This is a genomic window from Cutibacterium sp. KBN10P07758 (assembly GCF_050286205.1).
In the GTDB taxonomy this organism is placed as follows: domain Bacteria; phylum Actinomycetota; class Actinomycetes; order Propionibacteriales; family Propionibacteriaceae; genus Cutibacterium; species Cutibacterium acnes.
In genome coordinates, this window is record NZ_JBNNQV010000001.1 from 1,166,462 (window position 1) to 1,188,720 (window position 22,259).

Annotated in this window: 19 protein-coding genes and 1 tRNA gene; 14 read left to right on the forward strand and 6 right to left on the reverse strand. The window is 60.3% G+C overall.

Annotated elements, in window-relative coordinates; genetic code table 11:
- The first annotated feature begins 164 nt into the window (after positions 1 to 164).
- The 4 genes from ACOYO3_RS05760 (at position 165) to ACOYO3_RS05775 (ending at position 5,377) form a co-directional block, all read left to right on the forward strand.
- Complete coding sequence (locus ACOYO3_RS05760) at positions 165 to 1,583, forward strand: glycine--tRNA ligase (protein WP_120362962.1); 1,419 nt, start codon at positions 165 to 167, stop codon at positions 1,581 to 1,583.
- A gap of 145 nt (positions 1,584 to 1,728) precedes the next feature.
- Positions 1,729 to 2,493 (forward strand): succinate dehydrogenase cytochrome b subunit, encoded by a 765-nt coding sequence (locus tag ACOYO3_RS05765; protein WP_256267182.1) that lies wholly within the window; start codon positions 1,729 to 1,731, stop codon positions 2,491 to 2,493.
- Positions 2,490 to 4,622, forward strand: a complete 2,133-nt coding sequence (locus tag ACOYO3_RS05770; protein ID WP_002517810.1) for a fumarate reductase/succinate dehydrogenase flavoprotein subunit — start codon at positions 2,490 to 2,492, stop codon at positions 4,620 to 4,622. The genes ACOYO3_RS05765 and ACOYO3_RS05770 overlap by 4 nt, the downstream gene beginning before the upstream one ends.
- Complete coding sequence (locus ACOYO3_RS05775; protein ID WP_002515518.1) at positions 4,619 to 5,377, forward strand: succinate dehydrogenase/fumarate reductase iron-sulfur subunit; 759 nt, start codon at positions 4,619 to 4,621, stop codon at positions 5,375 to 5,377. The genes ACOYO3_RS05770 and ACOYO3_RS05775 overlap by 4 nt, the downstream gene beginning before the upstream one ends.
- Before the next feature lie 198 nt (positions 5,378 to 5,575).
- Here the strand turns inward: ACOYO3_RS05775 and bluB are convergent, their stop codons facing one another.
- On the reverse strand, positions 5,576 to 7,342 hold the full coding sequence (gene bluB / locus ACOYO3_RS05780; protein WP_002515596.1) for a 5,6-dimethylbenzimidazole synthase: 1,767 nt from the start codon (positions 7,340 to 7,342) through the stop codon (positions 5,576 to 5,578).
- A gap of 53 nt (positions 7,343 to 7,395) precedes the next feature.
- Here bluB and dusB point away from each other — a divergent pair, with 53 nt between their 5' ends.
- A complete protein-coding gene (dusB, locus tag ACOYO3_RS05785; RefSeq protein ID WP_014172488.1) occupies positions 7,396 to 8,625 on the forward strand; it encodes a tRNA dihydrouridine synthase DusB in 1,230 nt (409 codons plus the stop codon).
- A gap of 48 nt (positions 8,626 to 8,673) precedes the next feature.
- On the forward strand, positions 8,674 to 9,792 hold the full coding sequence (locus ACOYO3_RS05790) for an HD domain-containing protein (RefSeq protein ID WP_002525624.1): 1,119 nt from the start codon (positions 8,674 to 8,676) through the stop codon (positions 9,790 to 9,792).
- Between the two features lie 19 nt (positions 9,793 to 9,811).
- Here ACOYO3_RS05790 and ACOYO3_RS05795 read toward each other — a convergent pair whose 3' ends face one another.
- Positions 9,812 to 10,570, reverse strand: a complete 759-nt coding sequence (locus tag ACOYO3_RS05795) for an ABC transporter permease (protein WP_370686903.1) — start codon at positions 10,568 to 10,570, stop codon at positions 9,812 to 9,814.
- A gap of 39 nt (positions 10,571 to 10,609) precedes the next feature.
- On the opposite strand from ACOYO3_RS05795, the gene dnaG reads away from it, so the two are divergent.
- From dnaG to ACOYO3_RS05815, 4 genes are all read left to right on the forward strand, one after another.
- Positions 10,610 to 12,481: a DNA primase gene (gene dnaG, locus ACOYO3_RS05800; protein WP_002525014.1), complete on the forward strand. Its 1,872-nt coding sequence runs from the start codon at positions 10,610 to 10,612 to the stop codon at positions 12,479 to 12,481.
- Between the two features lie 86 nt (positions 12,482 to 12,567).
- Positions 12,568 to 13,380, forward strand: a complete 813-nt coding sequence (locus tag ACOYO3_RS05805; RefSeq protein WP_002515538.1) for a sigma-70 family RNA polymerase sigma factor — start codon at positions 12,568 to 12,570, stop codon at positions 13,378 to 13,380.
- 4 nt (positions 13,381 to 13,384) lie between these two features.
- Positions 13,385 to 13,900, forward strand: coding sequence for a hypothetical protein (locus ACOYO3_RS05810; RefSeq protein WP_002519036.1), 516 nt, complete (start codon positions 13,385 to 13,387; stop codon positions 13,898 to 13,900).
- A 96-nt stretch (positions 13,901 to 13,996) separates the two neighbouring features.
- A tRNA-Asn gene (locus ACOYO3_RS05815) sits at positions 13,997 to 14,069 on the forward strand.
- Between the two features lie 144 nt (positions 14,070 to 14,213).
- Here ACOYO3_RS05815 and ACOYO3_RS05820 read toward each other — a convergent pair.
- Together ACOYO3_RS05820 and ACOYO3_RS05825 are read right to left on the reverse strand one after the other, a co-directional pair.
- On the reverse strand, positions 14,214 to 15,194 hold the full coding sequence (locus tag ACOYO3_RS05820; RefSeq protein WP_002525013.1) for an MsnO8 family LLM class oxidoreductase: 981 nt from the start codon (positions 15,192 to 15,194) through the stop codon (positions 14,214 to 14,216).
- A 41-nt stretch (positions 15,195 to 15,235) separates the two neighbouring features.
- The gene (locus tag ACOYO3_RS05825; protein WP_002515541.1) at positions 15,236 to 16,639 is read right to left on the reverse strand and encodes an alpha,alpha-trehalose-phosphate synthase (UDP-forming); all 1,404 of its coding nucleotides are present in this window, start codon (positions 16,637 to 16,639) and stop codon (positions 15,236 to 15,238) included.
- Positions 16,640 to 16,763: 124 nt separating this feature from the next.
- On the opposite strand from ACOYO3_RS05825, the gene otsB reads away from it, so the two are divergent.
- On the forward strand, positions 16,764 to 17,657 hold the full coding sequence (gene otsB / locus ACOYO3_RS05830; RefSeq protein WP_002525012.1) for a trehalose-phosphatase: 894 nt from the start codon (positions 16,764 to 16,766) through the stop codon (positions 17,655 to 17,657).
- Between the two features lie 46 nt (positions 17,658 to 17,703).
- Here otsB and ACOYO3_RS05835 read toward each other — a convergent pair whose 3' ends face one another.
- Positions 17,704 to 17,940 carry a hypothetical protein gene (locus tag ACOYO3_RS05835; protein ID WP_002525011.1) on the reverse strand — a complete coding sequence of 79 codons (237 nt, stop codon included), beginning with the start codon at positions 17,938 to 17,940 and terminating at the stop codon, positions 17,704 to 17,706.
- Positions 17,941 to 18,202: 262 nt separating this feature from the next.
- On the opposite strand from ACOYO3_RS05835, the gene cysK reads away from it, so the two are divergent.
- A complete protein-coding gene (gene cysK, locus ACOYO3_RS05840; protein WP_002515499.1) occupies positions 18,203 to 19,138 on the forward strand; it encodes a cysteine synthase A in 936 nt (311 codons plus the stop codon).
- Between the two features lie 61 nt (positions 19,139 to 19,199).
- Here the strand turns inward: cysK and ACOYO3_RS05845 are convergent, their stop codons facing one another.
- Positions 19,200 to 20,612 carry a PLP-dependent aminotransferase family protein gene (locus ACOYO3_RS05845; RefSeq protein ID WP_002515681.1) on the reverse strand — a complete coding sequence of 471 codons (1,413 nt, stop codon included), beginning with the start codon at positions 20,610 to 20,612 and terminating at the stop codon, positions 19,200 to 19,202.
- A 149-nt stretch (positions 20,613 to 20,761) separates the two neighbouring features.
- Here ACOYO3_RS05845 and pdxS point away from each other — a divergent pair, with 149 nt between their 5' ends.
- On the forward strand, positions 20,762 to 21,601 hold the full coding sequence (gene pdxS, locus ACOYO3_RS05850) for a pyridoxal 5'-phosphate synthase lyase subunit PdxS (protein ID WP_002519030.1): 840 nt from the start codon (positions 20,762 to 20,764) through the stop codon (positions 21,599 to 21,601).
- Entirely contained in the window at positions 21,561 to 22,208 is a 648-nt protein-coding gene (gene pdxT / locus ACOYO3_RS05855) for a pyridoxal 5'-phosphate synthase glutaminase subunit PdxT (RefSeq protein ID WP_002519029.1), read from the forward strand. The genes pdxS and pdxT overlap by 41 nt, the downstream gene beginning before the upstream one ends.
- The last annotated feature ends 51 nt before the right edge of the window (positions 22,209 to 22,259 follow it).

A 22,259-nucleotide genomic window follows, 5' to 3' on the forward strand; every position in this document is an offset into this window, starting at 1 on the left:
CCAAATGTACTCCAGTAGCTTGTCGATTTCCCAGTGGTTGTCTGCTGGCTGACGAGGTAGTCATGCGTAGTGTAGTTACCGTTAAGCTAGTTAACGGCCTCGCCGCCCAGATATGTTCCGTAGGCGGCGCTGCCCGCGTGGGCGCCATCCGGGTGTCCACTCCAATGAGGACTTGGAAGAAAGGGACGGCTGTGGCCTCCACTAGCACACTCGACAATGTCATCAACCTCTGTAAGCGACGCGGATTCGTTTTCCCGTGTGGGGAGATCTATGGCGGCACCCGTGCTGCGTGGGATTACGGCCCATTCGGCGTAGAGCTTAAGGAGAACATTAAGAGGCAGTGGTGGCGTGCCATGGTCACCCGTCGCGATGACGTCGTTGGTCTTGACTCCTCGGTCATCCTGCCTCGTGAGGTGTGGGTGGCCTCGGGACACGTCGGAGTGTTCAACGACCCTCTGACCGAGTGCCTGTCGTGTCACAAGCGGATGCGCGCTGATCATCTACAGGAGGGCCACGCCGCCAAGCACGGGATCGCCGACCCTGATTCCATCTCGCTCGAGGAGGTCAACTGTCCCAACTGCGGCAACAAGGGGCAGTGGACCGAACCCCGAGACTTCAACATGATGCTTAAGACCTACCTCGGCCCCGTCGAGGATAAGTCGGGTCTGCACTACCTGCGTCCCGAGACCGCCCAGGGCATTTTCGTCAATTTCCAGAACGTGCTCACCAGTGCCCGCAAGAAGCCGCCATTCGGCATCGCGCAGACAGGTAAGTCGTTCCGCAACGAGATCACGCCTGGGAACTTCATCTTCCGTACCCGTGAGTTCGAGCAGATGGAGATGGAGTTCTTCGTCGAACCCGGAACCGACGAGGAGTGGCATCAGTACTGGATCGACGTTCGCACCGCGTGGTACACCGATCTCGGCATCAACCCGGATAACCTGCGCCACTACGAGCATCCTAAAGAAAAGCTCTCCCACTACTCGAAGCGCACTGTCGACGTTGAGTACAAGTTTGGGTTTTCCGGGTCTGACTGGGGTGAGCTTGAAGGTATTGCTAACCGTACTGATTTCGATTTGGGTAACCATTCCAGGCACTCTGGTAAGGATCTGTCGTACTACGACCAGGCCAACAACAAGCGCTACTTGCCTTATGTTATTGAGCCGGCGGCAGGATTGACTCGATCGCTCATGGCCTTCATGGTGGATGCTTACACCGAGGATGAGGCACCCAACGCCAAGGGTGGGGTTGACAAGCGCACCGTGCTTAAGCTGGATCCGCGTCTTTCTCCGGTCAAGGCTGCGGTGCTGCCACTGAGCCGTAATTCTGACTTGTCGCCGAAGGCCCGCGATCTTGCTGCTCGTTTACGTGAGCATTGGAATGTTGACTTCGACGATGCCCAGGCTATTGGCAAGCGCTACCGCCGTCAGGACGAGATTGGTACCCCGTTCTGCATCACCGTCGACTTCGATTCCCTTGAGGATGACGCCGTGACGATTCGTGAGCGTGACACCATGGCTCAGCAGCGTGTCAGCATTGACAAGGTTGAGGAATACCTCGGCGGTAAACTTCTCGGCTGCTGATCTGCTATACCTTTTATGCATGAAAGCATCTCGGCACACCGGGGTCGGGGCACTCACGACGATTATCCTGACCCCGGTGTCGTTGGAGAAAACATCATCGTTTAGGCTGGTCGCGTAGCAGCGAAAGGGTGATGACTCCATGAGTGTGCCTGACGTTCGAGACCGTCGTGACCTTGAACGCGGGGGAGATGCCGTAGCGGTTCATACGCATAGCGCGGCACGTCCTTCCAACGTCACATTAAAATTGATCATGGCCATTACGGGGACGATATTCGCGTTATTCGTCTTCGTCCATATGGTCGGAAACCTGAAGGCCTTTATGGGGCCAGGAGATTACAACGCCTACGCCGAGTTTCTCCGAACCGTGTTGTACCCGCTATTTCCCGTCGGTGGGGTTTTGTGGTGCTTCCGGATTGTTTTGCTTGTGTGCCTGGTCTTGCATGTGTGGGCCGGTCTGACGATCTGGGTGAGGGGGCGACGAGCACGCGGCCGATTTTCCCGGCATAACATGAAGGCCCTGGGTTGGGGAGCCCGCACGATGGTGCTGTCAGGAATTGTCATCTTGGCTTTCGTCGTGGTGCATATCCTCGATCTGACCTTGGGCATGGGCGTACAGTCCTCATCCTTCCGGGCGCCAGTTAATGAGGGAACTCCTGACATCCACATCACCGCATACCAGAACCTCGTCGCCAGCCTGTCGCGTCCGTGGATGGCGATCTTTTACACCGTCGTCATGATCATCATTGGGCTGCACATCGCCCAGGGCGTACGTAACACCATCAATGATTTTGGCGGTACAGGACGCCGACTGCGCGCTATTTGGACGGTGATTGGTCTCCTCATCGCGCTGGCCATTGTGGTGTGCAACGGCGCACTTCCCATGCTCATTCTTGCCGGGGTGATCTCATGAATAACTGGATTGAGGCCGTCAAGAAGCCTCTCGAGATGATTACTGGGCGTCATGCGGGCGCTAGACCCGAGGAGCCTGGCGCTGAACTAGTGAAACCCGAGCAGCTCCAGCCCAGACGGGCTGAGTCGTCGTCGGTGGCGAGACGGGCTGCCAAGGGTCCCAAGGCTCGTGACATTCTCGGCCCGGCGCAGAAGAAGGCCGGCTACCTTGTTGGTGACGAATTGGACGGCAAGGCTCCCGAGGGGGATCCACTCACCGCGTGGACCCGTCGTCAAAGCGAGTACAAGCTCGTCAATCCGGCGAACCGTCGCAAGATGAACGTCATCGTGGTGGGAACCGGCCTCTCTGGTTCCGGGGTTGCCGCAACCCTCGGCCAGCTCGGCTACCACGTCGACGTTTTTTGCTTCCACGATTCCCCGCGTCGAGCCCACTCAGTTGCTGCCCAGGGAGGTATCAACGCTGCACGTGCCCGCAAGGTTGACGGCGATTCCCTTAAGAGGTTCGTCAAGGACACCGTCAAGGGTGGTGACTACCGGGGCCGAGAGGCCGATGTTGTTCGACTCGGCACCGAATCGGTACGGGTTATTGACCATATGTACGCCATCGGCGCGCCGTTCGCCCGAGAATATGGCGGTCAGTTGGCTACTCGATCTTTCGGAGGCGTGCAGGTTTCGCGCACCTACTACACCCGCGGGGAGACCGGTCAGCAGCTCGAAGTAGCCTGCTCCCAGGCCCTCCAGGCACAAATTGATGCCGGTTCGGTGACGATGCACAACCGCACCGAGATGCTTGACCTCATCGTTGCTGACGGTAAGGCTCAGGGCATCGTCACCCGTGACCTTCTCACCGGCGAGATCAAGGCATGGACGGCCCACGTCGTCATCCTATGCACCGGCGGATATGGATCGGTGTACCACTGGTCCACCTTGGCCAAAGGGTCCAACGCCACCGCGACGTGGCGTGCTCACCGTCAAGGTGCATACTTCGCCAGCCCCTGCTTCGTGCAGTTCCACCCGACCGCGCTGCCCGTCAGTTCGCACTGGCAGTCCAAGACCACGCTCATGAGCGAGTCGTTGCGCAACGACGGCCGGATCTGGGTGCCCAAGAAAGCCGGCGATGATCGTCCAGCCAATGACATCCCGGAAGAGGAGCGCGACTACTATTTGGAGCGCAAGTACCCGGCCTTCGGAAACCTAACGCCGCGCGACGTCGCCTCCCGCAATGCTCGGACTCAGATCGAGAGCGGCCACGGAGTGGGCCCGCTTAAGAACTCGGTGTACCTGGATTTCCGTGATGCCATTGAGCGTCTAGGAAAGAAGACGATTGCCGAGCGCTATGGCAACTTGTTCGACATGTATCTCGACGCCACGGGGGAGAATCCCTACGAGGTGCCCATGCGCATCGCCCCAGGAGCCCATTTTACGATGGGCGGTCTGTGGGTTGACTACGACCAGATGAGTACCATCCCGGGTCTGTTCGTCGGTGGTGAGGCGTCAAACAACTACCACGGCGCGAACCGATTGGGGGCTAACTCCTTGCTGTCGGCCAGTGTCGACGGGTGGTTCACCCTGCCACTGACGGTGCCGAACTATTTGGCTGGGTTCGTCGGAAAGCCCGTGTTACCCCTGGACGCCCCCGAGGTCAGCGCAGCCATTGAGAGGGTGCAGAAGCGCACTGATGCCTTGCTCAACTGCGGCGGAACACACCGCCCGGAATGGTTCCACCGCAAGCTCGGCGACATCCTCTATGAGGGGTGCGGGGTCGCCCGCGACGAGGCCGGGCTGCTCGACGCCCTTACAAAGGTGCGCGAGCTGCGTGAGGAGTTCTGGCGCGACGTCAAGGTGGTCGGAACGGGAAACCGACTCAACCAGGAACTCGAGAAGGCCGGTCGAGTGGCCGACTTCATCGAGCTCGGCGAGGTCATGATTCTTGACGCCCTGGACCGCCGGGAATCGGCAGGTGCACACTTCCGTAACGAGTACGCCACCGAAGCCGGTGAAGCCAAACGTAATGACGGTGACTGGTGTGCGGTTTCGGCATGGGAGACACGTCCTGATGGCACCAAGGTGCGGCATAGCGAACCGTTGTCGTTCTCGTTGATCGATCTGCAGGTGAGGGATTACCGATGAGGGTGGAACTGGATATCTGGCGTCAGAACGGCCCTGACGCCAAAGGACATTTTGAGCACCACGTTGTCGAAGATGCCGAGCCGGAGTGGAGCCTGCTGGAATTGCTCGACCGGCTCAACGATCAGATCGTCGAAAATGACGGTGATCCGATTGTTTTCGAGTCTGATTGTCGTGAGGGAGTGTGCGGGTGCTGTGGGTTCATGGTCAACGGCAAGCCCCATGGTCCGCTGCCGAATACCCCGGCGTGTCGTCAGCATTTGAGGGCATTCCCCCATATCACCCATTTCAAAATTGAGCCATTCCGCTCGGCAGCCTTTCCGGTCATCCGTGACCTAGCCATCGACCGTACGAGCATGGATCACCTGATACAGGCCGGTGGAACGGTCGACGTTATGACGGGCACGGCCCCTGATGCAGATTCGGTGCCGCAGCCGCATGCCGAGGCCGAGCAAGCTCTCGACTTCGCATCGTGTATTGGATGCGGAGCGTGCGTGGCGGCTTGTCCAAATGGCGCGGCGATGCTTTTCGCCGGCGCGAAGCTGTCGCACTTGGCGATGATGCCGCAGGGGCGTCAGGAGCGTTCGAAGCGTGCGCGACGCATGATCAACGCCCTTGATGAGGAGTTCGGTCCGTGTTCCCTGTATGGCGAGTGCGTTGAGGCCTGCCCGGTGAGCATTCCGTTGGTAGCCGTCGCCCGGGTCAACCGGGAGCGTTGGCGTGCCGGATTCCGGGGAGCAGGCAGTAAGGACAACTGAGCGTTTGGTCGCGTAGTGAAGGGCTGGTACCCGGAGGTTCCGGGTACCAGCCCTCGGCATGCAGTTGCGGGCGCAGTCGAAGTCCAGGCCAATGTTGAGAATCGGGGCGAAGTGGGTGATGGTGCCGACACGGCGGTCCTTCCTCGGTGACGACGTCGATGATGTGGAGAGAAGGTTAAAGAAAACAAGTTCACGAGCTCAGCAGGTTCGCGCGGCGGTACGGCGAACCTGCAGACCGGTGAGAATCATCTGGGCCCCAAAACATGCTCCGACGCCTTCGCCAGCGCGCATCCGCAACTCCATGAGGGCTTCCAGGCCTAACTCAGCCAGCACAATGTGATGAACCTGTTCTCGTGATGCCTGCGAAGCGACGAGCCAGCCGTGGAGACCCGGCGAGAACTTGGTCGCGATGAGGGCTGCGACGCTGGTAGCCAGACCGTCAAGGACCACCGGGGAGCCGGCCTCGGCGGCACCCAGGCACACCCCTGCCAGAACAGCGAACTCAGGGCCTCCCAAGGCGGCAAGAAGGCGCTCGGGGTCGTTGGGGTCGGTGTGAGTACGGGTCAGAGCAGCCTTGATGATCTCGGCCTTACGTTCCACCATGGCGGTATCGCTTCCAGCTCCCAAACCGACGGCCTCGTCGGGGCCCAACCCGGTCATAGCGCAGGCTAGGGCTGTGGCGATGGTGGTGTTACCGACCCCGACTTCGCCGAGACATACCAGTCCATCATGGGATGCTTCTGCCCCCAGGGCCTGCCCGTCGCGCAGCAGAGCTTCTACCTGGACAGGGGTCATGGCGTCAGCGTGGCGGAGGTCGCCACGCTCTCCGCGGATGCGGACGGACCTGGCACCCTGTACCGGCTGAGCAACCCCGGCGTCGACGACAAGGTGGGACAGCCCGGCGGCAGTTGCGGTGGAAACGCCCAGCCCGGTTCCGGCGACAGAGGCTGCCATGACGTCGTGGGTCACCGAGGCCTCGAACGCCGTGACGTCGAGGTGAGCGACGGGGTGGTCCGCTCCGACTAAGACAAGGGTGCCGCCGGTGATCTCGGTTCCACCCGCAGCCTCGACTCGGTCGAGGGTCTGGTCGAGCAGGCCGAGAGACCCGGGCGGGGTGAGGAGCTGGTCAGCGTCGTCGTGAGCGGCGACAACCTGGTAACGATTGGGGGAGTGCAGGGTCTGACGCAAGGCCGAAACGGGTGCCTCAGGCTGAGCACTATCGGGCCAGCGGTCCGCCAAGGTGACGTCGCTGAGCGGCACACGACGCGACCAACCGCGCCTCTCAAGGCCAGGAGCCGGAGGACGTTCGTCGGGCCATCCTAGGCATAGCCAACCCAGGGTCTCAACGTCGTTCGGAAGGTGAAGTAGTTCGGCCAGTTCTTCGGGCTGGAAGAGGGTCACCCACCCCATCCCCAGGCCGTGAGCTCGGGCAGTGAGCCACATATTCTCGACGGCACAGGCGCAACTCCACATGTCGGCGTCGGTGAACGTGTTGCGTCCCAGTACCCCTGAGGCCGGTGCTCGACGGTCACATGCGACGACGATGCCGACGGGGGCCTCGCGGATCCCCTCGAGCTGGAGGTCGAGGAGGTGGGCACGCCGATCGGGGGTGAGGAGTTCAGCCTGACGCAGTCGCTCTCGGTCGGCCATCACGGCAGCGCGATCACGAATGTCGGCGTCGCGCACCACGATGAACCGCCACGGCTGGCTATGGCCAACGCTCGGAGCGCGATGGCCGGCCCACAACACGGTGTTGACGAGTTCTTTGGGGACGTCGTCGTGGCGGTAACGGCGGATGTCACGTCGAGTATCGATAGCGGTGTCCAGCCCCTGTTGTACCTGGTCGCCCAGGGACCATCCGGTGGGAGCTGCGGCTCGGGTGGCAGAAGAAGTGGTGTCTCCGATTCGGGGAATAGGGCGGTCCCAGCGCCGGCTGGTAGATGGGTTCTCGTCAGGGATGATCACAGCATGAGGGTAGTGCTCGGCCCGCAGCGGCCTGTGGCCGGGATGGTGTGGCAATGCGGGTCGTGATTTCTCGTTGTGCCACTGGCGCTGGCACGACGGTTTCTGCTCAACCGGATTGCCACGCTTACCATGGGCTGGTGTTTTCCGATCCCCTGACCTTGATCGCGCCCTCTGGTGGCACCGTTTCGGTAGATACCCCGGTGGTGCTGGCCCCCATGGCCGGCGTTACCAATGCCGCATTCCGCCAGCTTTGTGCCGAACAAGGTGCGGGCCTGTATGTCTGCGAAATGATCACGTCGCGTGGCCTGGTTTACGGGGACCACAAGACCCACGGCATGCTTGCCTTTGCCGAGTGTGAAGATGTCCGGTCCGTTCAGCTCTATGGCGTCGACCCGGGAATGGTGGGCGAGGCGACATCGATCCTGTGCGAGAAGTACGGAGTCAATCACGTCGACCTTAATTTCGGCTGTCCAGTGCCCAAGGTCACCCGCAAGGGTGGTGGGGGAGTCCTGCCGTGGAAGCTCGACCGGTTTGCGGCCGTGGTTTCTGCGGCTGTCCAGGCCGGTGACGCCCATGGGGTCCCGGTCACCGTCAAGACTCGGATCGGCATTGACCCCGAGCACATCACCTACATTGATTCAGCCCGGGCTGCGGTCGATTCCGGCGCCGCTGCGGTGTGTTTGCACGCTCGCACTGTCGCCGAGGCCTACGCTGGGCACTCCCACTGGGATGCCATTGGCGAGCTTGTCAAGACCGTCGATGTCCCCGTCATTGGAAACGGTGACATCTGGGAGGCCAGCGACGCAACGGCCATGGTCGGGCAAACGGGTTGTGCCGGCGTCGAGGTTGGTCGTGGTTGTCTCGGTCGTCCGTGGCTGTTCCGTGACTTGGCCGATGCCTTCGCCGGTCGTGACACCACCACCTTGCCGACCTTGGGTGAAGTGTGCGCCATGATCCGTCGCCATGCCGAACTGTTGGTGAAATATCAGGGAATGCATGGTCTGGTGGACATGCGCAAACATATGGCTTGGTACCTTAAGGGATTCCCCGTAGGTGGGGAAACCCGTCATGTTCTCGGCCAGATTTCCAGTTTCGACGAACTCGATTCCTTGTTGGCCACCCTTGACCACGACGCCCCTTTCCCAATTAAGGAGCTTGGCAAGGCCCGTGGTCGTCAGGGCGCCCCGCGGCGAAAGGTCGTCATGCCGCACGGATGGCTGGACACTCACACCCTTGACGACGATGATCTGTCCGCTGCTGAGATCGACGCTTCCGGGGGATGATCTCGCCTCGGGCTGGTCCCGCGACTCTGGTTAAGACAGTATAGGGACATGTCCGAAGTGGGAGAACGCGCTCGAGCCTGGGCTCTGACAATGGCTGGCCACCGTGGCTTTGACGACATTGTTCACGCCCATCCATCGAGTACCGCGCGGATCGACATCGGCGAGGTCGTTGGACGTGAAGCCCGCGAGGAGCGCGAGAACCTGCTACTGCGTCCAGGAGCTACTCGAGCTAGGGGTGCCGGCAATCGTGCCGTTGCCGAGGATCCAGATCCGGAGCGTACCTGTTTCGAGCGTGATCGGGATCGTATCGTCCATTCCACATCGTTCCGACGGCTGGCTGGCAAAACCCAGGTCGTCGTCCACCCCACTGATCACCAGCGCACTCGCCTCACCCATGCCCTCGAAGTGGCTCAGGTCGCACGGTCGATCGCGGCGGGGATCGGGGCGAATATCACCCTGGCCGATGCTATGGCCCTAGGCCACGACTGCGGTCACGGGCCGGGAGGGCACGCCTCCGAGCAGGCCTTTGATGCCTTTATCCCGGAAGGATTTGACCACGGTCCATGGGGAGCTGACGTCAGCTTGGCCAGCCTGAATTTGTGTGCTGAAACTCTCGATGGCATTCGTAACCATTCCTGGTCGCATCCGGCGCCAGGCACGGTGGAGGGAGAGGTAGTTTCTTTTGCCGACCGGATTGCCTACTGTGCTCACGACCTTGAAGATGCCATCAAAGCAGGGATCGTTACCGTTAAAGAATTGCCGCAGGTTGTTACCGAGGTGGCTGGAACAGATCGACGCACCCAGCTGTCGGTTTTCATTCGCTGTGTCATTGACACTACCTGTGCTACTGGTCGAGTCGGGATGTCCGCAGACGTCGCTGAAGCCCTGGCAGCGCTGAGAGCTTTTAACTATGAGCGGATTTATACCCGCCCTGAGTCACTCGGGCAGGCAGAGGCTGTCGTCGAGGTCTTGCATGGGCTGGTGGCTTATTACCAAGGCCATATAGACCAGGTGCCTACAGAGTTTCTGGAGACTGACGCTGACCGGATTCACCAGGTCGTCGCGTATGTGGGGGGAATGACGGATCAATTCGCTTTTTCCCATGCCGCCGAGCTGTTGGGATGGGACCGACGCCGTCTGCCTAGAGGTATGGGTAGGGGCTTTTGACAAGACGGCATGAATTTACTCACGGGTGAAGCTTGCCTGTGAGATCTTCAGGTAGCAGCTTGGCCCCTTTAACGAGTTCGTGAGCGACGATGACGGTTACCGCCTGGCCAGCCAGAATGCCGATGAGAACGAGGGCTTGTGCAGCACCTGCTTGCAGGGCTGAGCCTCCGCCTAAGAGCACGCCGACGAAGGCGCCCGGCAAGGTCACCAGACCGACGGTCGCGGTGCGGTCGACAGTCGGCAGTACCGATTCGGTGACGCTGGGTTCGGTAACCAGCGCAATGGCGTCACGACGTGGAAAACCGACAGCTAGGCCCGCCTCGAAGATGCCGATTCCCTCGCGCAAATCGGCGAAAAAACGACGGCAGGCCAAGGTGTGACCACTCATAATGTTGCCGATGATGATGCCAGCCACTGGGATCAGGGACGCCGGACTCAACGGGGCACAGCCAGTCGCAAAGATGATAAGAAGCACCGGAAGGACGCCGGCGATCATGGCTATTGCCGCCCACATCCATGCTGCAGAAACCCCGGAACGATTCGCAGTCGTATGCACAGCGATGGCGAACATGAGCACCGTGAATAGACATGCCGCCCACATATGGGCCAGAGCATAGGCAAGGATGACGGAGACGATTCCGAGCTGCACCACTGCCCGCACAGAGGCGATAACGGAAGCCTTGGCGACACCCAGACGTCCAAGAAGGGAAGCGATGACGGCCAGTGCGACGAGCAGCACCATTGCTAACCCGAGCTGCCAAGTAGGGTTTACGGTCACGGCGGACAGTTTTGCACCATTCGGGTGCTCCGGCCACACATGGGTAGGATCGTAGGTATGGCTGGCCGGATCAACGAGGAGGACATCGCCCTGGTTCGGGAACGGGCCCGGATCGACGAAGTCGTTGGTGAGTACGTCACCTTGCGCCATGCCGGCGGCGACTCTCTGAAAGGCCTATGTCCCTTTCACGACGAGAAGACCCCCAGCTTCCAAGTGACACCCTCGCGCGGCCTGTTCTACTGTTTCGGCTGCGGTGAGGGTGGCGACACGATCTCGTTCGTTCAGAAGATCGACAACCTCACCTTCGTCGAGGCTGTTCAGCGTCTTGCCGACAAAGTTGGCGTCCAGCTACGCATCATCGACGATGGTCGTCCTGGCCTTGAGCCAGGCCTGCGGATGCAGATCCTCGCCGCCAATGAGGCAGCAGCGGAGTTCTTCCAGTCCCAGATGTCGACCGATGAGGGTCGTATCGCTCGGGAATTTGTCGCTGGACGAGGTTTTTCTCCCGATGCTGCCGTGCAGTTCGGGATGGGTTACGCACCGCGCGATGGCCACGTGCTGCGCGACCACCTGATGGCGAAGGGCTTTGCTCCCAAGGTCCTCATTGAGTCAGGTCTGGTGCGCTCCCAAGGATGGGACTTTTTCCAGGGACGAGTGTTGTGGCCGATCAAAGACTCGGGCAAGTCCGTGCTCGGCTTCGGTGCTAGACGGGTCTACGACGATGACCGTCTGCCCGCCAAGTACGTCAATACCCCCGAAACTCCGGTCTACAAAAAATCACATGTCCTGTACGGACTGGACCTGGCCCGGGCCAACATCGGCAAGAAGAGCCAGGCCGTCATCGTCGAGGGGTACACCGACGTCATGGCGGCGCACCTGTCCGGCATAGATACCGCCGTCGCGGCCTGTGGCACTGCTTTTGGCGATGACCATGCTCGGCTCATTCAGCGCCTCATGGGCAACAGCGGATCTCTCAACGGAGAGGTCATCTTCACTTTTGACGGTGACGCTGCCGGCCAGAAGGCAGCCCTCAAGGTGTTTCGTGGCGATAACCAGTTCTCCTCTCAGACCTACGTCGCCGTCGAGCCCACTGGGCTAGATCCGTGCGACCTACTCATGCAACGCGGACCAGAAGCCGTTCGAGAGCTCGTAGCACGTCGAATCCCGCTGTACCGCTATGTCATGGAGAACACAGTTAGCCAGTTCGACCTTGATCGTGCGGATGGCCGTGTTGCTGCCATTAGGGCAGCAGCCCCTCTAGTTACCAGCATTCGCGACCAGTCCTTAGTGGACGGCTATCTGCGTGAGCTCTCCCAAGTGGTAGGTACTGACGTTGACCTGGTACGTCGAGAGGTCTCGCATACCCGAAGGCAGCATCGTTCTGAGCCGCAGTTGACCATCGTTCCCCCTCCTGAACCGCAGCAAGGTTCGGGGATCCCGTGGCCAGATCCGGCTGATGTTTCCTTGTCAGCTGAACGAGGATTCCTCAAACTTGCTCTGCAACATCCCGACCTCTTTAACGAAGAATGGGACCAGGTCGAGGTCGAGGATTTGCGCCATCCGGCCTATCAGGCCGTGTTCGAGGCTGTGCTGGCTGTGCCGCGTGGCCAGGACAGATGGACGGAGAAAGTTAGTGAGGCGACCCCGGATCCGCAAGTGAAGCAACTTGAAGTGGCCTTGTTGGTGGAGTCGGTGCTGCGCGAAGAGCCTGACCGGGATTACGCAGAGGCGTACGCGGCTCGGGTGCGGCTATTGTCAATTACCGACGACATCGCCAACCTGAAATCGCGCCTGCAACGCACGAACCCGAACCAGGACCGCAAGCTCTACAACGCCATGTTCTCTGATCTGGTAACCCTTGAGGCGCTACGCAAGAGTCTTATTGTGGCGGGCGGAGCTGCCTCAGCCTAACGTGGCATCTGTGGACAACTTTTTCTGTGTCCACAGATTGTCTATGAGAGGTTCCATCATGGTCCAATACGCGTCATTGTCGGACCATGAGATACACGGATTTCATCGACGGCGTCGGAATCTTGGATCCTGCGGAGGAGCACGATCTGTTTCGCAGGCTCGATGCTGGTGCCATTGCTGATGCTATTCTCGCTGGGCACTTCCTGGCAGCAGTCCCGGTCAGTGAGGCAGAGCTGCGCAGGATCTCCGACGACGGAGTGGGCGCCAGACAAACGCTGTGGCGTCAAATGTTGGCGATCGTCTTGACCCAGGCTCGTCAGGCGGCTGTGTCCTACCGGTGCAGCGTCGAGGACCTTATCCAAGCTGGCTGCATCGGATTGGGAGAGGCTATCGAGAGGTACGACGTGCGTCGCGGAGCACGGTTTTCTACCGTTGCCTGGACGTGGATTCGTCGTCGCATCGGTGAAGAGGTTGTTCGATTAAGCGGGGCCAGATCGCGGTCAGTGATGCGAGAGGCGGCGGAGGTTGCTCGTATCGAAGAGGAGCTGACGGCACGCTGGCAAAGTGTGCCCAGTAGTGATGCGATCGCGGCACGGATGGGCAAGGACGTTATGTGGGTGGAGAAGAGGAGGGTCGAATGTTGGGAGGTAGAAACCAGTTTTTTCGAGCAGGTGGCTGTTGTTCAGAAAAGTTGCGACGATCCCGAGTCTGGGCTCATTGGCCTGCTGACGGGTCAGGAGAGACGCATCGTGGAGCTGAGGCACGGTTTTGAAGGTGAGCCTATGACGATCACTGCAGTTGCCCATGAGTTAGGACTATCGGCGTCGAACGTCAGACGCATCGAGCAGCGAGCTCTCGGACGGCTGAGGCGTCATCTGCAGCAGGTCGTGGCTGCATGACAGGATGGAGGGCATGTGGTGGACGAAGGGACCAAGTGCTGACGAGATGGCCCGTCTGCGAGCTGTTCTCGGGTTTAACGACGTGAAGGTGCTCGCTCATGGGCGGGGCGACGGGGCTATTGTTATCGCCGTGACCGAGGGATTGGTCGTGCTCACCGACGAGGTTGACTCGGCGGTGGCGTGGCACGAGATCGTTCGCGGCAGGTGGAATGGTGAAGCGTCGACTCTCAGCTGGGAGTTCCTGGATGGGTCCAGCGCTTCAGTGGTATTGAGCAAACCGGGCAAGATCCCCGAAGTATTCCGAGCCAAGATTACCGAGTCCATTGCAGCGACGAGAACAGTGCCTGTGCACGGTGGGAATGTCCTCATTGCGGGCCGTATTCCGGCTGGACGCCTGGCCGATGCCGATGGAGCCATTGCCTGGACGGCGGTGGCAAGAGACTCGGCTGACCTCAACGATCCTGAGACGCGTCAGGCAGTTATGGAGGCAACTGATTCCCTGAAGAACGAGTGGGGATGACGTGATGCGGTGCAGTGGTATGAGGGCGTGCACATGGCGTGATTTGTTTTCGCACGAGCGATGCTGCTAATGTTTCATCTTGCGCTAGGGCGCTGATCCCCTGTAGCTCAATTGGCAGAGCATCTGACTGTTAATCAGAGGGTTACTGGTTCGAGTCCAGTCGGGGGAGCTTTTTGAAGTGACTTCCTACTGGAGATTAAGTCGGGCCGTGGCCTGAGAGCTAATACTCGATACCGCGTGTCGGCCAGATAGGGCTAAACACTCCTCAATGCAACTACGGTCGATGGACCGCACCCCCCTGACACTCCCACGGTCAGATCAGCCGCTTTGCGAGCTGACGGTACCGCTCCACTTTGGTCTGCACGTTGTCGATGTAACTGATGAGCATCAACTCGTCGACGTGGTGAGCATCCTGGAAGGCGGTGAGTTTGTCGGCCACCTCGTCGTAATCCCCAACGAAAATCGTGTCCTCGTTCGATAGGACGTAGCTCGTCAGCAGCGAACGGGTCTCTGCGTCCATTTGAGAGGCCGTGACAAAGGTTACCGGCCGCCCCGTCCCCAGACTCACCCGGAAGTTCGCCGCCATGAGCGACTGCTCCAAGGCCTCCTGTCGTGTCGGAGCAGCCGATACACACACTGCCGAGAGGGTCCTGCCGGGGAAGCCGTCGGACAGGTGCGCGCGGTAGTGATCCATGATCCCGGTGTCCTGGCGCCCGGTGAAAAACTGGGCGTAGGCGTAGTCCATACCCTGCTCACCAGCCCACGCCGCTGACTGGCCCGACGATCCCAGCAGCCACGTCTGTGGCTGGATCTGACCTGCCGGGGGCACGACGACCTTTGCGTACGGATGCTTCGGCGGCAGCGTTTCGCGCACGAACCCTACCGTTTCGGCGATGAGGGAATTAATGGCCTCAGGGCGGATGACCTGCCCCTGATTGAGGGCATGGGCGGAGAGCATGTCACCGCCGGGAGCTCGGCCCAGCCCCATGTCGATACGATCACCGAAGAACGCTGTGAGGGTCGAAAACCGTTCCGCCATTTGCAGGGACCCGTAGTGCATGGCCATCACTCCGCCAGACCCAAGCCGGATCGACTGCGTCGCCGTCGCGATGCGCGCCATGAGCAGATCTGGCGCACTCGACAGGAAGTGGTCGGTGTTGTGGTGCTCGGCCAACCAGAACCGGTGGAAACCGATCTCCTCAAGTTTTTGTGCCAAGGTGACGGTCTCGTCAAGGGTTTGGGTGACGTCATGTCCGACAAACAGCGGAATCTGCTCCAAGGCGCTCAGTTTCAACGGTCTCGTCCTTTCTCATCTGGTGGTCCAGCCATGTGCCCTCACTGGCCTTCTAGCTCGGTGAGGAAGTTGTCTGCCCAGACATCGATCGTCTTGTCGAAGACTTGACGACGCATGGAACGCATCTTGCGGGCCTTGATCTTGGGGGAGTCCGTAAGCGCTTTCATGATGGTGGCCTTCATACCGTCAATGTCATACGGGTTCACCATGTAGGCCTGCTTGAGCTCACGGGCCGCACCAGCGAACTCGGAAAGTACCAGCGCGGAGTCGTCGTTCGAGCGGCAGGCAATGTACTCTTTGGCGACCAGGTTCATGCCGTCACGTACCGGGGTGACGAGCATAAGATCAGCCATCTGGTACATCGCTGCTAGCACTTCACGCGGAACTGACTCATTGCGGTAGACCAGCGCGCGGTTGGCGATCGACCCGACCTTCGAATTGATCTGGCCGACGAGCAGGTTGATGTCGTCGCGCAGGATCTTGTATTCCTCGACGCGTTCCCGCGACGGGGTGGCTAGCTGTAGGAAGACGACCTCGTGGGGATCGAGCTTGCCCTCTTTGAACAGCTCTCCGACGGCACGGATACGTTGGCGAAGACCCTTGGTGTAGTCGAGACGGTCGACGCCGAAGATGATCGTTCCTGGGTGACCTAGGTCCTCGCGAAGCTTGGCAGCCTCAGCCTTGACTTTCTCTGAGGTGGCCAGTTCATGGAAACCACGTGAGTCAATCGAGATCGGGAAGTCACGGATGACGACGGTGCGGCCATCCGGGGTATGAGCGCGACCACGAGCGGCAGTGACCCCCGGGCGGTGCCTTGCCAAGCGCTGGAAATTGGCAGCAGCTCCGGGAGTCTGGAACCCGATGAGGTCAGCTCCCAGCAAGCCCTCGACGAGCTCTTCGCGCCACGGCAGACGGCTGTAAAGCTCAATCGGCGGGAACGGAATGTGAAGGAAGAATCCAATGCGCAGATCTGGTCGCATCTCACGCAGGTACTTCGGTACGAGGTTGAGCTGGTAATCCTGCACCCACACGGTGGCGCCCTCTGCGGCCTGTTCAGCAGCTTGCTCGGCAAACCTCTTGTTGACCTTCTGGAATGCGTCCCACCACTCACGGTGGAAGACTGGCTCGACAATGCAGTCGTGGTACAGCGGCCACAGGGTCGCGTTAGAGAACCCCTCGTAGTACTCCTCGACCTCCTGGGCGCTCAGTGGCACCGGGTGGATGTCATAACCGTCATGGTGGAAGGGTTTGACGACTTCGTCAGGCGCGCCATGCCATCCGATCCATGCGCCGCCCTTGCGTTGCATGACAGGCTCCAAAGCGGTGACGAGGCCGCCGGGGGAGGACTTCCAACTAACGCTGCCGTCGTCGTCGACCTTGCGGTCTACGGGTAAGCGGTTTGCAATGACAAGGAAGTCGACCTTGTCCTGGACGGTCTCCGACATCTTTGATCACACCTCTCATGGCGGTCATGCTGTGCAGCAAGGCCACTTTCACGCTACCAACCGTTGGTTCCCATTCGAGGTTATTCTTTGCTATTTGGCGGCTCGGACCCACCATGAGTCTGGTATGTGTGACGATTGCCTCATGACGGACCGTCCTGTACCAGCCGATAAGTCGTGGACCGCTTTGACCGATGCCGGAAGGGGGATCCTGGACGCTGTGGCGACTGCTCCGGCCACCGTTGTGCTCGCATTAGACTTTGATGGGACCTTGGCTCCCATCGTTGACGATCCTGCTGCCTCGACGATGGCACAGGAGTCCCGGGAAGCGATGTCCCGCATGGACGGCAAGTTAGCCGCGATGGCCATCGTCACCGGACGAGAGGTTGCAGCAGTGCGACGTATGACGGCCGTCGACCAGCAACCAGGCTTAGAGCACTTGGTGGTGCTTGGACAGTACGGAGTGGAGCGATACGACGCTGCCTCTGGTGTCCTGCGAGATCCGGAAGTTCCTGAAGCGGTGCGCCTCGCCAAGGGGCGTCTTGAAGAGCTTGCGGAGGAGCTCGGCCGGGAGGATCCGCGAGATAAGGGTTGTTGGACCGAGGACAAAGGGCGCGCCGTCGCACTGCACACCCGGCGAGCCTCCGACCCGACTCATGCCCTGGCTACCGCCGTGCCGAGGGTGCGTGAGATCGCCACCGACCTGGACCTGCACTGTGAAGATGGGCGCAATATCATCGAGGTGAAATCGGCCGTCACGACGAAGGCTCAGGCCTTACGCGAGCTCATTGACGAGGTCGAGCCGCAGATTCTTATCATGTGCGGTGATGATTTGGGTGATGTCCCTGCTCTCGAAGTGGTAGCCGAGTGGATCAATGCGGGGCACCCTGGTGCCCGCGTGGTCAGTTTCTCCGGGGAGCAGCCATTAATGGCTGACTACGCCGATGTCATCTGTGATCAGACCGAGGGAATCTCAGCCTTTCTGAGAGACCTCGCAGATCGCGTCTGTGTCGAAATGTGATATATAATCTCGTAATATAAGATAAATTCGGCATTTTCTTGAAAGGTCAGGGCAGCTGTGCTTGCATGCTTTCTGACGCCATTGATGACTGACGCCGCACGGAGTAGCTCGAAAACCGGTAAATGTTGCGGTTCGGTCGGTGGTCGTGGCTAATTGGCGGAAAGGTGGAATGGTGAGCACACACCGTGTCTGGAGTAATCGTGCCGGTCAATCGGTTATGACCTCCGCCATGATGGTGTGTATATGTCGGTGTTGTTGCTGATTTAGCCAGCACGCCGAGCATGAGCGGCTCCGTGGATGCATATCGCTCTCGTGTCTGAAGAGGTGCGCATCATGATCCATGACATTCGGTGATCGTAGTCAAGGTGACTTCTGTATTGGAGTCGTCGAAACGTCGTGAATGGAATTCGCCATGACCCGTACCGGCCATCTTGTTGGAAAGAGGTGATGCCGGTCGGAAGATTACCGCCGAAAAGACATGACCCCACACTTACGCATATCAGCAATTGCAATCACCGGATAGTCAATCGAAAGGACTTATCACCATGGCGAAGATCGCTAACGACGTTACCGAGCTCATCGGCAATACCCCGCTGGTCAAGATCAATAAACTGTTCCCGGACTCCCAGGCCACCGTATTGGCCAAGCTCGAGTTCTATAACCCGGCCTCGAGCGTCAAGGACCGTATCGCTACGTCGATCGTTGACGCGGCTGAGGCTTCCGGCCAGCTCAATCCGGGAGGCACGATTGTTGAAGCCACGTCCGGTAATACAGGTGTCGGTCTGGCTCTGGTTGGTGCGGCTCGCGGTTACAAGGTCATCATCACTATGCCTGAGACAATGTCGAAGGAGCGCCGCGCCATCATTCGTCTGCTGGGTGCCGAGCTGGTGCTCACCCCAGGCGCTGACGGCGTGCCAGGAGCCAACAGCAAGGCTGCCGAGATCGTCGAGAATACCCCCGGTGCCATCCTGGCCAGCCAGTTCGATAACCCCGCTAATCCTGCGATCCATCATGATTGCACTGGTGAGGAGATCTGGAACGATACCGAGGGTGAGGTCGACGCCATCGTCGCCGGTATCGGTACCGGTGGCACCATCTCTGGCGCTGGCAAGTACCTCAAGGAGAAGGATCCCGAGATCAAGATCTTCGGTGCCGAGCCCGCCGAGTCCCCCGTCATTACTAAAGGTGACAAGGCTCCGCACAAGATCCAGGGCTGGGGCCCGGGCTTTGTCCCGGATAACCTCGACAAGTCCGTCGTTGACGGGATCCTGCTGGTTCCCGGTGATGAGGCCATCGCCTTCGCCCGTCGCGCTGCCGCAGAAGAGGGCATTATCACGGGTATCTCCGGTGGCGGGGCCCTGCAAGCTGCCGGTCAGGTAGTCGCTCGTCCAGAGTTTGCGGGAAAGACGATCGTCGTCGTTATCGCTGACACTGGTGAGCGCTACCTGTCGACCGCTCTCTTCGAAGGCCTCCTCGATTGAGGACATATTCGTGAGGTATATGACCGGCATCGTTTGGGGTGCCGGCCATGGCATGACCCTGTTACGACGATAAGCGGCCATGCGTGGTTACGACACCGGCGATGATCTTCAGCGCGGAAGCAAGGGTCGCGTCGTCGTGGCTGCCGAAACCTAGGACGATCCCTGCCACTCCGGCGTCGCTAGATCCCCAGTATGCTGACAATGGTGTGACGCCGACTCCCTCCTGCCGACATCGCTGGACGACGTCATCCTCGGACCCATCAAATACCAGGACAGCGTGCAGCCCGCCGTCGATCGGTTGCAGGGTTGTCCCCGGTAACGATCCCAAGGTGTCGATGACGGTGCGGCGTCGACGTCGGTAGACCTGACGCATTCGTTGGGTGCGCCGGCGCAGCGCTCCAGTGGAGAGGTAATCCGCCACGGCTTCTTGGACGATGGCTGGAACGGGTTGGCCGGTAGCTCGACGCTGCCGAGCGAAGGAATGGACGAGATCAGGAGGTACGACAAGATAGCCACACCCGAGCGCTGGGGTGAGCACGGAGGAGAAGGTTCCTAACAGGATGGTGTGCTCTTCGTCTAGGGAGGCCAGGGCGGGCAGAGGCGCGCCTACATGACGCAGTTCAGAATCGAAGTCGTCTTCGACAATCCAGCATGAGGCCATCTCCGCCCACTCGATGACGGCTGCTCGGCGGCTTGCTGACAGTGACCCGCCCCACGGGTACTGGTGGCTCGGGGTGATGAGCACAGCGTCTAGGCGCTTCCTATCACGTCCGGTGGGGAGGCTGGCAGGGTCCAGACCTTGGTCGTCGGTCGGCAGCCCGACGATCCGATGCCCGAGGGCCGTCGGTACCCTCCTCAGGCTGGGGTATCCCGGGCTTTCCACACCGATCGTCAGGCGGCGGGACCCATCACACAGCACCTGGATGAGCTCTGCCAGCCCTGCTCGGGCGCCTCCAGTGACGACGACCTGACGCGGATCGGCCAGTAGGCTGCGCATCTGACGCAGATGTTCGGCAATTTCGTGGCGCAGGTGCGGTGAGCCCAGCGGGTCGGTGATACGGGACGGGTTGACGCAACTTCGATGCCAAGCCGAGCGCCATGCCGAGTTCGCCAGTCCAGCGGTGTCCGGGACTCCAGGGGTGAGGTCGATTCCCCGATGGCGTTGAGGTCGGGGGACCGATGCCGTGGTGGCAGAGCGACGGTGAAGGCCACGCAGGTCGGGATTGATCTGGGTCCCTGAGCCGGCGGCGGCCACGAGATAGCCCTCCGCTTCAAGCTGTTCGTAAGAGGCGACGACGGTTCCCCGTGACACCCTGAGTTGTGCTGACAGGACTCGGGTGCTTGGTAGGTGATCCCCGGGAGCGAGTACGCCGTCCATAATGAGTCCACGCACTTCTTCGCAGATCCGGACCGGTAACGGTCGCGGATCGTCAGGCAGGTGTAGCGGCAGGTCGACGACGAGGTCTGGTCTCATGACGGTGGACCGAAAAGTGGTCTAACGAAAGTGGTCATATATGGATCTTGTCATGAACCACAATCGTGGATTTCATGGGGTCCATGAGTGAACACATCCCTGCAACGAATAGCACTGGAACGACACGAGTCAAGCGTGGACTGGCCGACATGCTCAAGGGTGGCGTCATCATGGACGTCGTCACCCCCGAGCAGGCGAAGATCGCCGAGGATGCCGGAGCTTGTGCCGTTATGGCCCTGGAAAGAGTCCCTGCCGATATCCGAGCTCAGGGTGGCGTGGCAAGGATGAGCGACCCCGACCTTATCGAGGGCATCATCGAGGCTGTCTCCATCCCTGTGATGGCCAAGGCCAGGATCGGCCACTTCGTCGAGGCTCAAGTGCTCGAGTCCCTCAGGGTGGACTTTATCGATGAGTCGGAAGTGCTTAGCCCGGCTGACTACGCCAATCACATCGATAAGTGGGCCTTTGGCGTCCCCTTCGTGTGTGGGGCGACGAACCTGGGTGAGGCTCTGCGCCGCATCACCGAGGGCGCTGCGATGATCCGATCTAAGGGAGAGGCGGGCACCGGAGATGTTTCCGAGGCCGTCCGTCACTTGCGTACCATCCGTGCTGAAATGGCGCGGTTGAGCAGCATGTCTCCCGACGAGCTCTATGTTGCGGCCAAAGAGCTGCAGGCTCCTTACGACCTCGTTGCCGAGGTAGCTCGCACGGGAGAGCTGCCGGTGGTGCTTTTTGTCGCTGGGGGAGTGGCCACTCCCGCCGATGCCGCCCTGGTTATGCAGATGGGGGCCCAGGGCGTCTTCGTGGGTTCGGGCATCTTCAAGTCCGGTAACCCGGCCGCTCGGGCCGCGGCTATCGTCAAGGCAACGACCGCCTACGATGATCCCGACACAATTGCCGAGGTTTCTCGTGGTTTGGGCGAGGCCATGGTCGGCATCAATGTCGCTGATGTACCAGCCCCGCACCGTCTGGCTGAGCGAGGTTGGTGAGATGGCCCCGCTTGTCGGGGTGGTGGCCCTGCAGGGCGGGTTCGCCGAGCACATTGAGGTTCTCGAGTCGCTGGGGGCCAATACTCGTCGGGTTCGTCGGAGCGCTGATCTTCAGGGTCTCGACGGGATTGTCTTACCAGGCGGAGAGTCGACCGTTATTGACAAGCTCATGAGGTCGTTCAGCTTGGCGGAACCGCTTAAAGATGCCGTGCGCAGAGGCCTTCCGGTGCTGGCCACCTGTGCTGGGCTCGTCGTGCTAGCTACTGATCTGGAGGACGCGGCAAAAGGCCAACACACCCTCAGCTTGCTCGACGTTACTGTGCGTCGCAACGCCTTCGGGTCCCAGTTGGATTCCTTTGAGGGGACCCTCGACATCGACGGGGTTGGGGATGGGGTCTCGGCTACCTTCATCCGGGCTCCCGTCATTACCCGGGTGGGACCCGGTGTCGAGGTCATTGCTCAGCTGCCTGACGAGGCAGGCAACGTAAGCGGGGCCATCGTCGGCGTGAGGCAGAGGAACGTCCTCGCCCTGTCATTCCACCCTGAAGAGACTGACGACGACCGGGTACACCGCACCTGGTTGCGCCAGGTGTCTGAGGAAGTCTGACAGTTACCGCAAGGGCTCATGACGACCCCTCCTGAACACTGTTCAAGGACG

Excerpts from the sequence above, each read along its gene's own strand:
- ACOYO3_RS05760 (WP_120362962.1), top strand. The coding sequence starts at position 165 with ATGAGGACTTGGAAGAAAGGGACGGCTGTGGCCTCCACTAGCACACTC.
- ACOYO3_RS05770 (WP_002517810.1), top strand. The coding sequence starts at position 2,490 with ATGAATAACTGGATTGAGGCCGTCAAGAAGCCTCTCGAGATGATTACT.
- ACOYO3_RS05775 (WP_002515518.1), top strand. The coding sequence starts at position 4,619 with ATGAGGGTGGAACTGGATATCTGGCGTCAGAACGGCCCTGACGCCAAA.
- dusB (WP_014172488.1), top strand. The coding sequence starts at position 7,396 with ATGCGGGTCGTGATTTCTCGTTGTGCCACTGGCGCTGGCACGACGGTT.
- ACOYO3_RS05790 (WP_002525624.1), top strand. The coding sequence starts at position 8,674 with ATGTCCGAAGTGGGAGAACGCGCTCGAGCCTGGGCTCTGACAATGGCT.
- dnaG (WP_002525014.1), top strand. The coding sequence starts at position 10,610 with ATGGGTAGGATCGTAGGTATGGCTGGCCGGATCAACGAGGAGGACATC.
- ACOYO3_RS05805 (WP_002515538.1), top strand. The coding sequence starts at position 12,568 with ATGAGATACACGGATTTCATCGACGGCGTCGGAATCTTGGATCCTGCG.
- ACOYO3_RS05810 (WP_002519036.1), top strand. The coding sequence starts at position 13,385 with ATGGAGGGCATGTGGTGGACGAAGGGACCAAGTGCTGACGAGATGGCC.
- ACOYO3_RS05825 (WP_002515541.1), bottom strand. The coding sequence starts at position 16,639 with ATGTCGGAGACCGTCCAGGACAAGGTCGACTTCCTTGTCATTGCAAAC.
- otsB (WP_002525012.1), top strand. The coding sequence starts at position 16,764 with ATGTGTGACGATTGCCTCATGACGGACCGTCCTGTACCAGCCGATAAG.
- ACOYO3_RS05835 (WP_002525011.1), bottom strand. The coding sequence starts at position 17,940 with ATGCTCGGCGTGCTGGCTAAATCAGCAACAACACCGACATATACACAC.
- cysK (WP_002515499.1), top strand. The coding sequence starts at position 18,203 with ATGGCGAAGATCGCTAACGACGTTACCGAGCTCATCGGCAATACCCCG.
- ACOYO3_RS05845 (WP_002515681.1), bottom strand. The coding sequence starts at position 20,612 with ATGAGACCAGACCTCGTCGTCGACCTGCCGCTACACCTGCCTGACGAT.
- pdxS (WP_002519030.1), top strand. The coding sequence starts at position 20,762 with ATGCTCAAGGGTGGCGTCATCATGGACGTCGTCACCCCCGAGCAGGCG.
- pdxT (WP_002519029.1), top strand. The coding sequence starts at position 21,561 with ATGTACCAGCCCCGCACCGTCTGGCTGAGCGAGGTTGGTGAGATGGCC.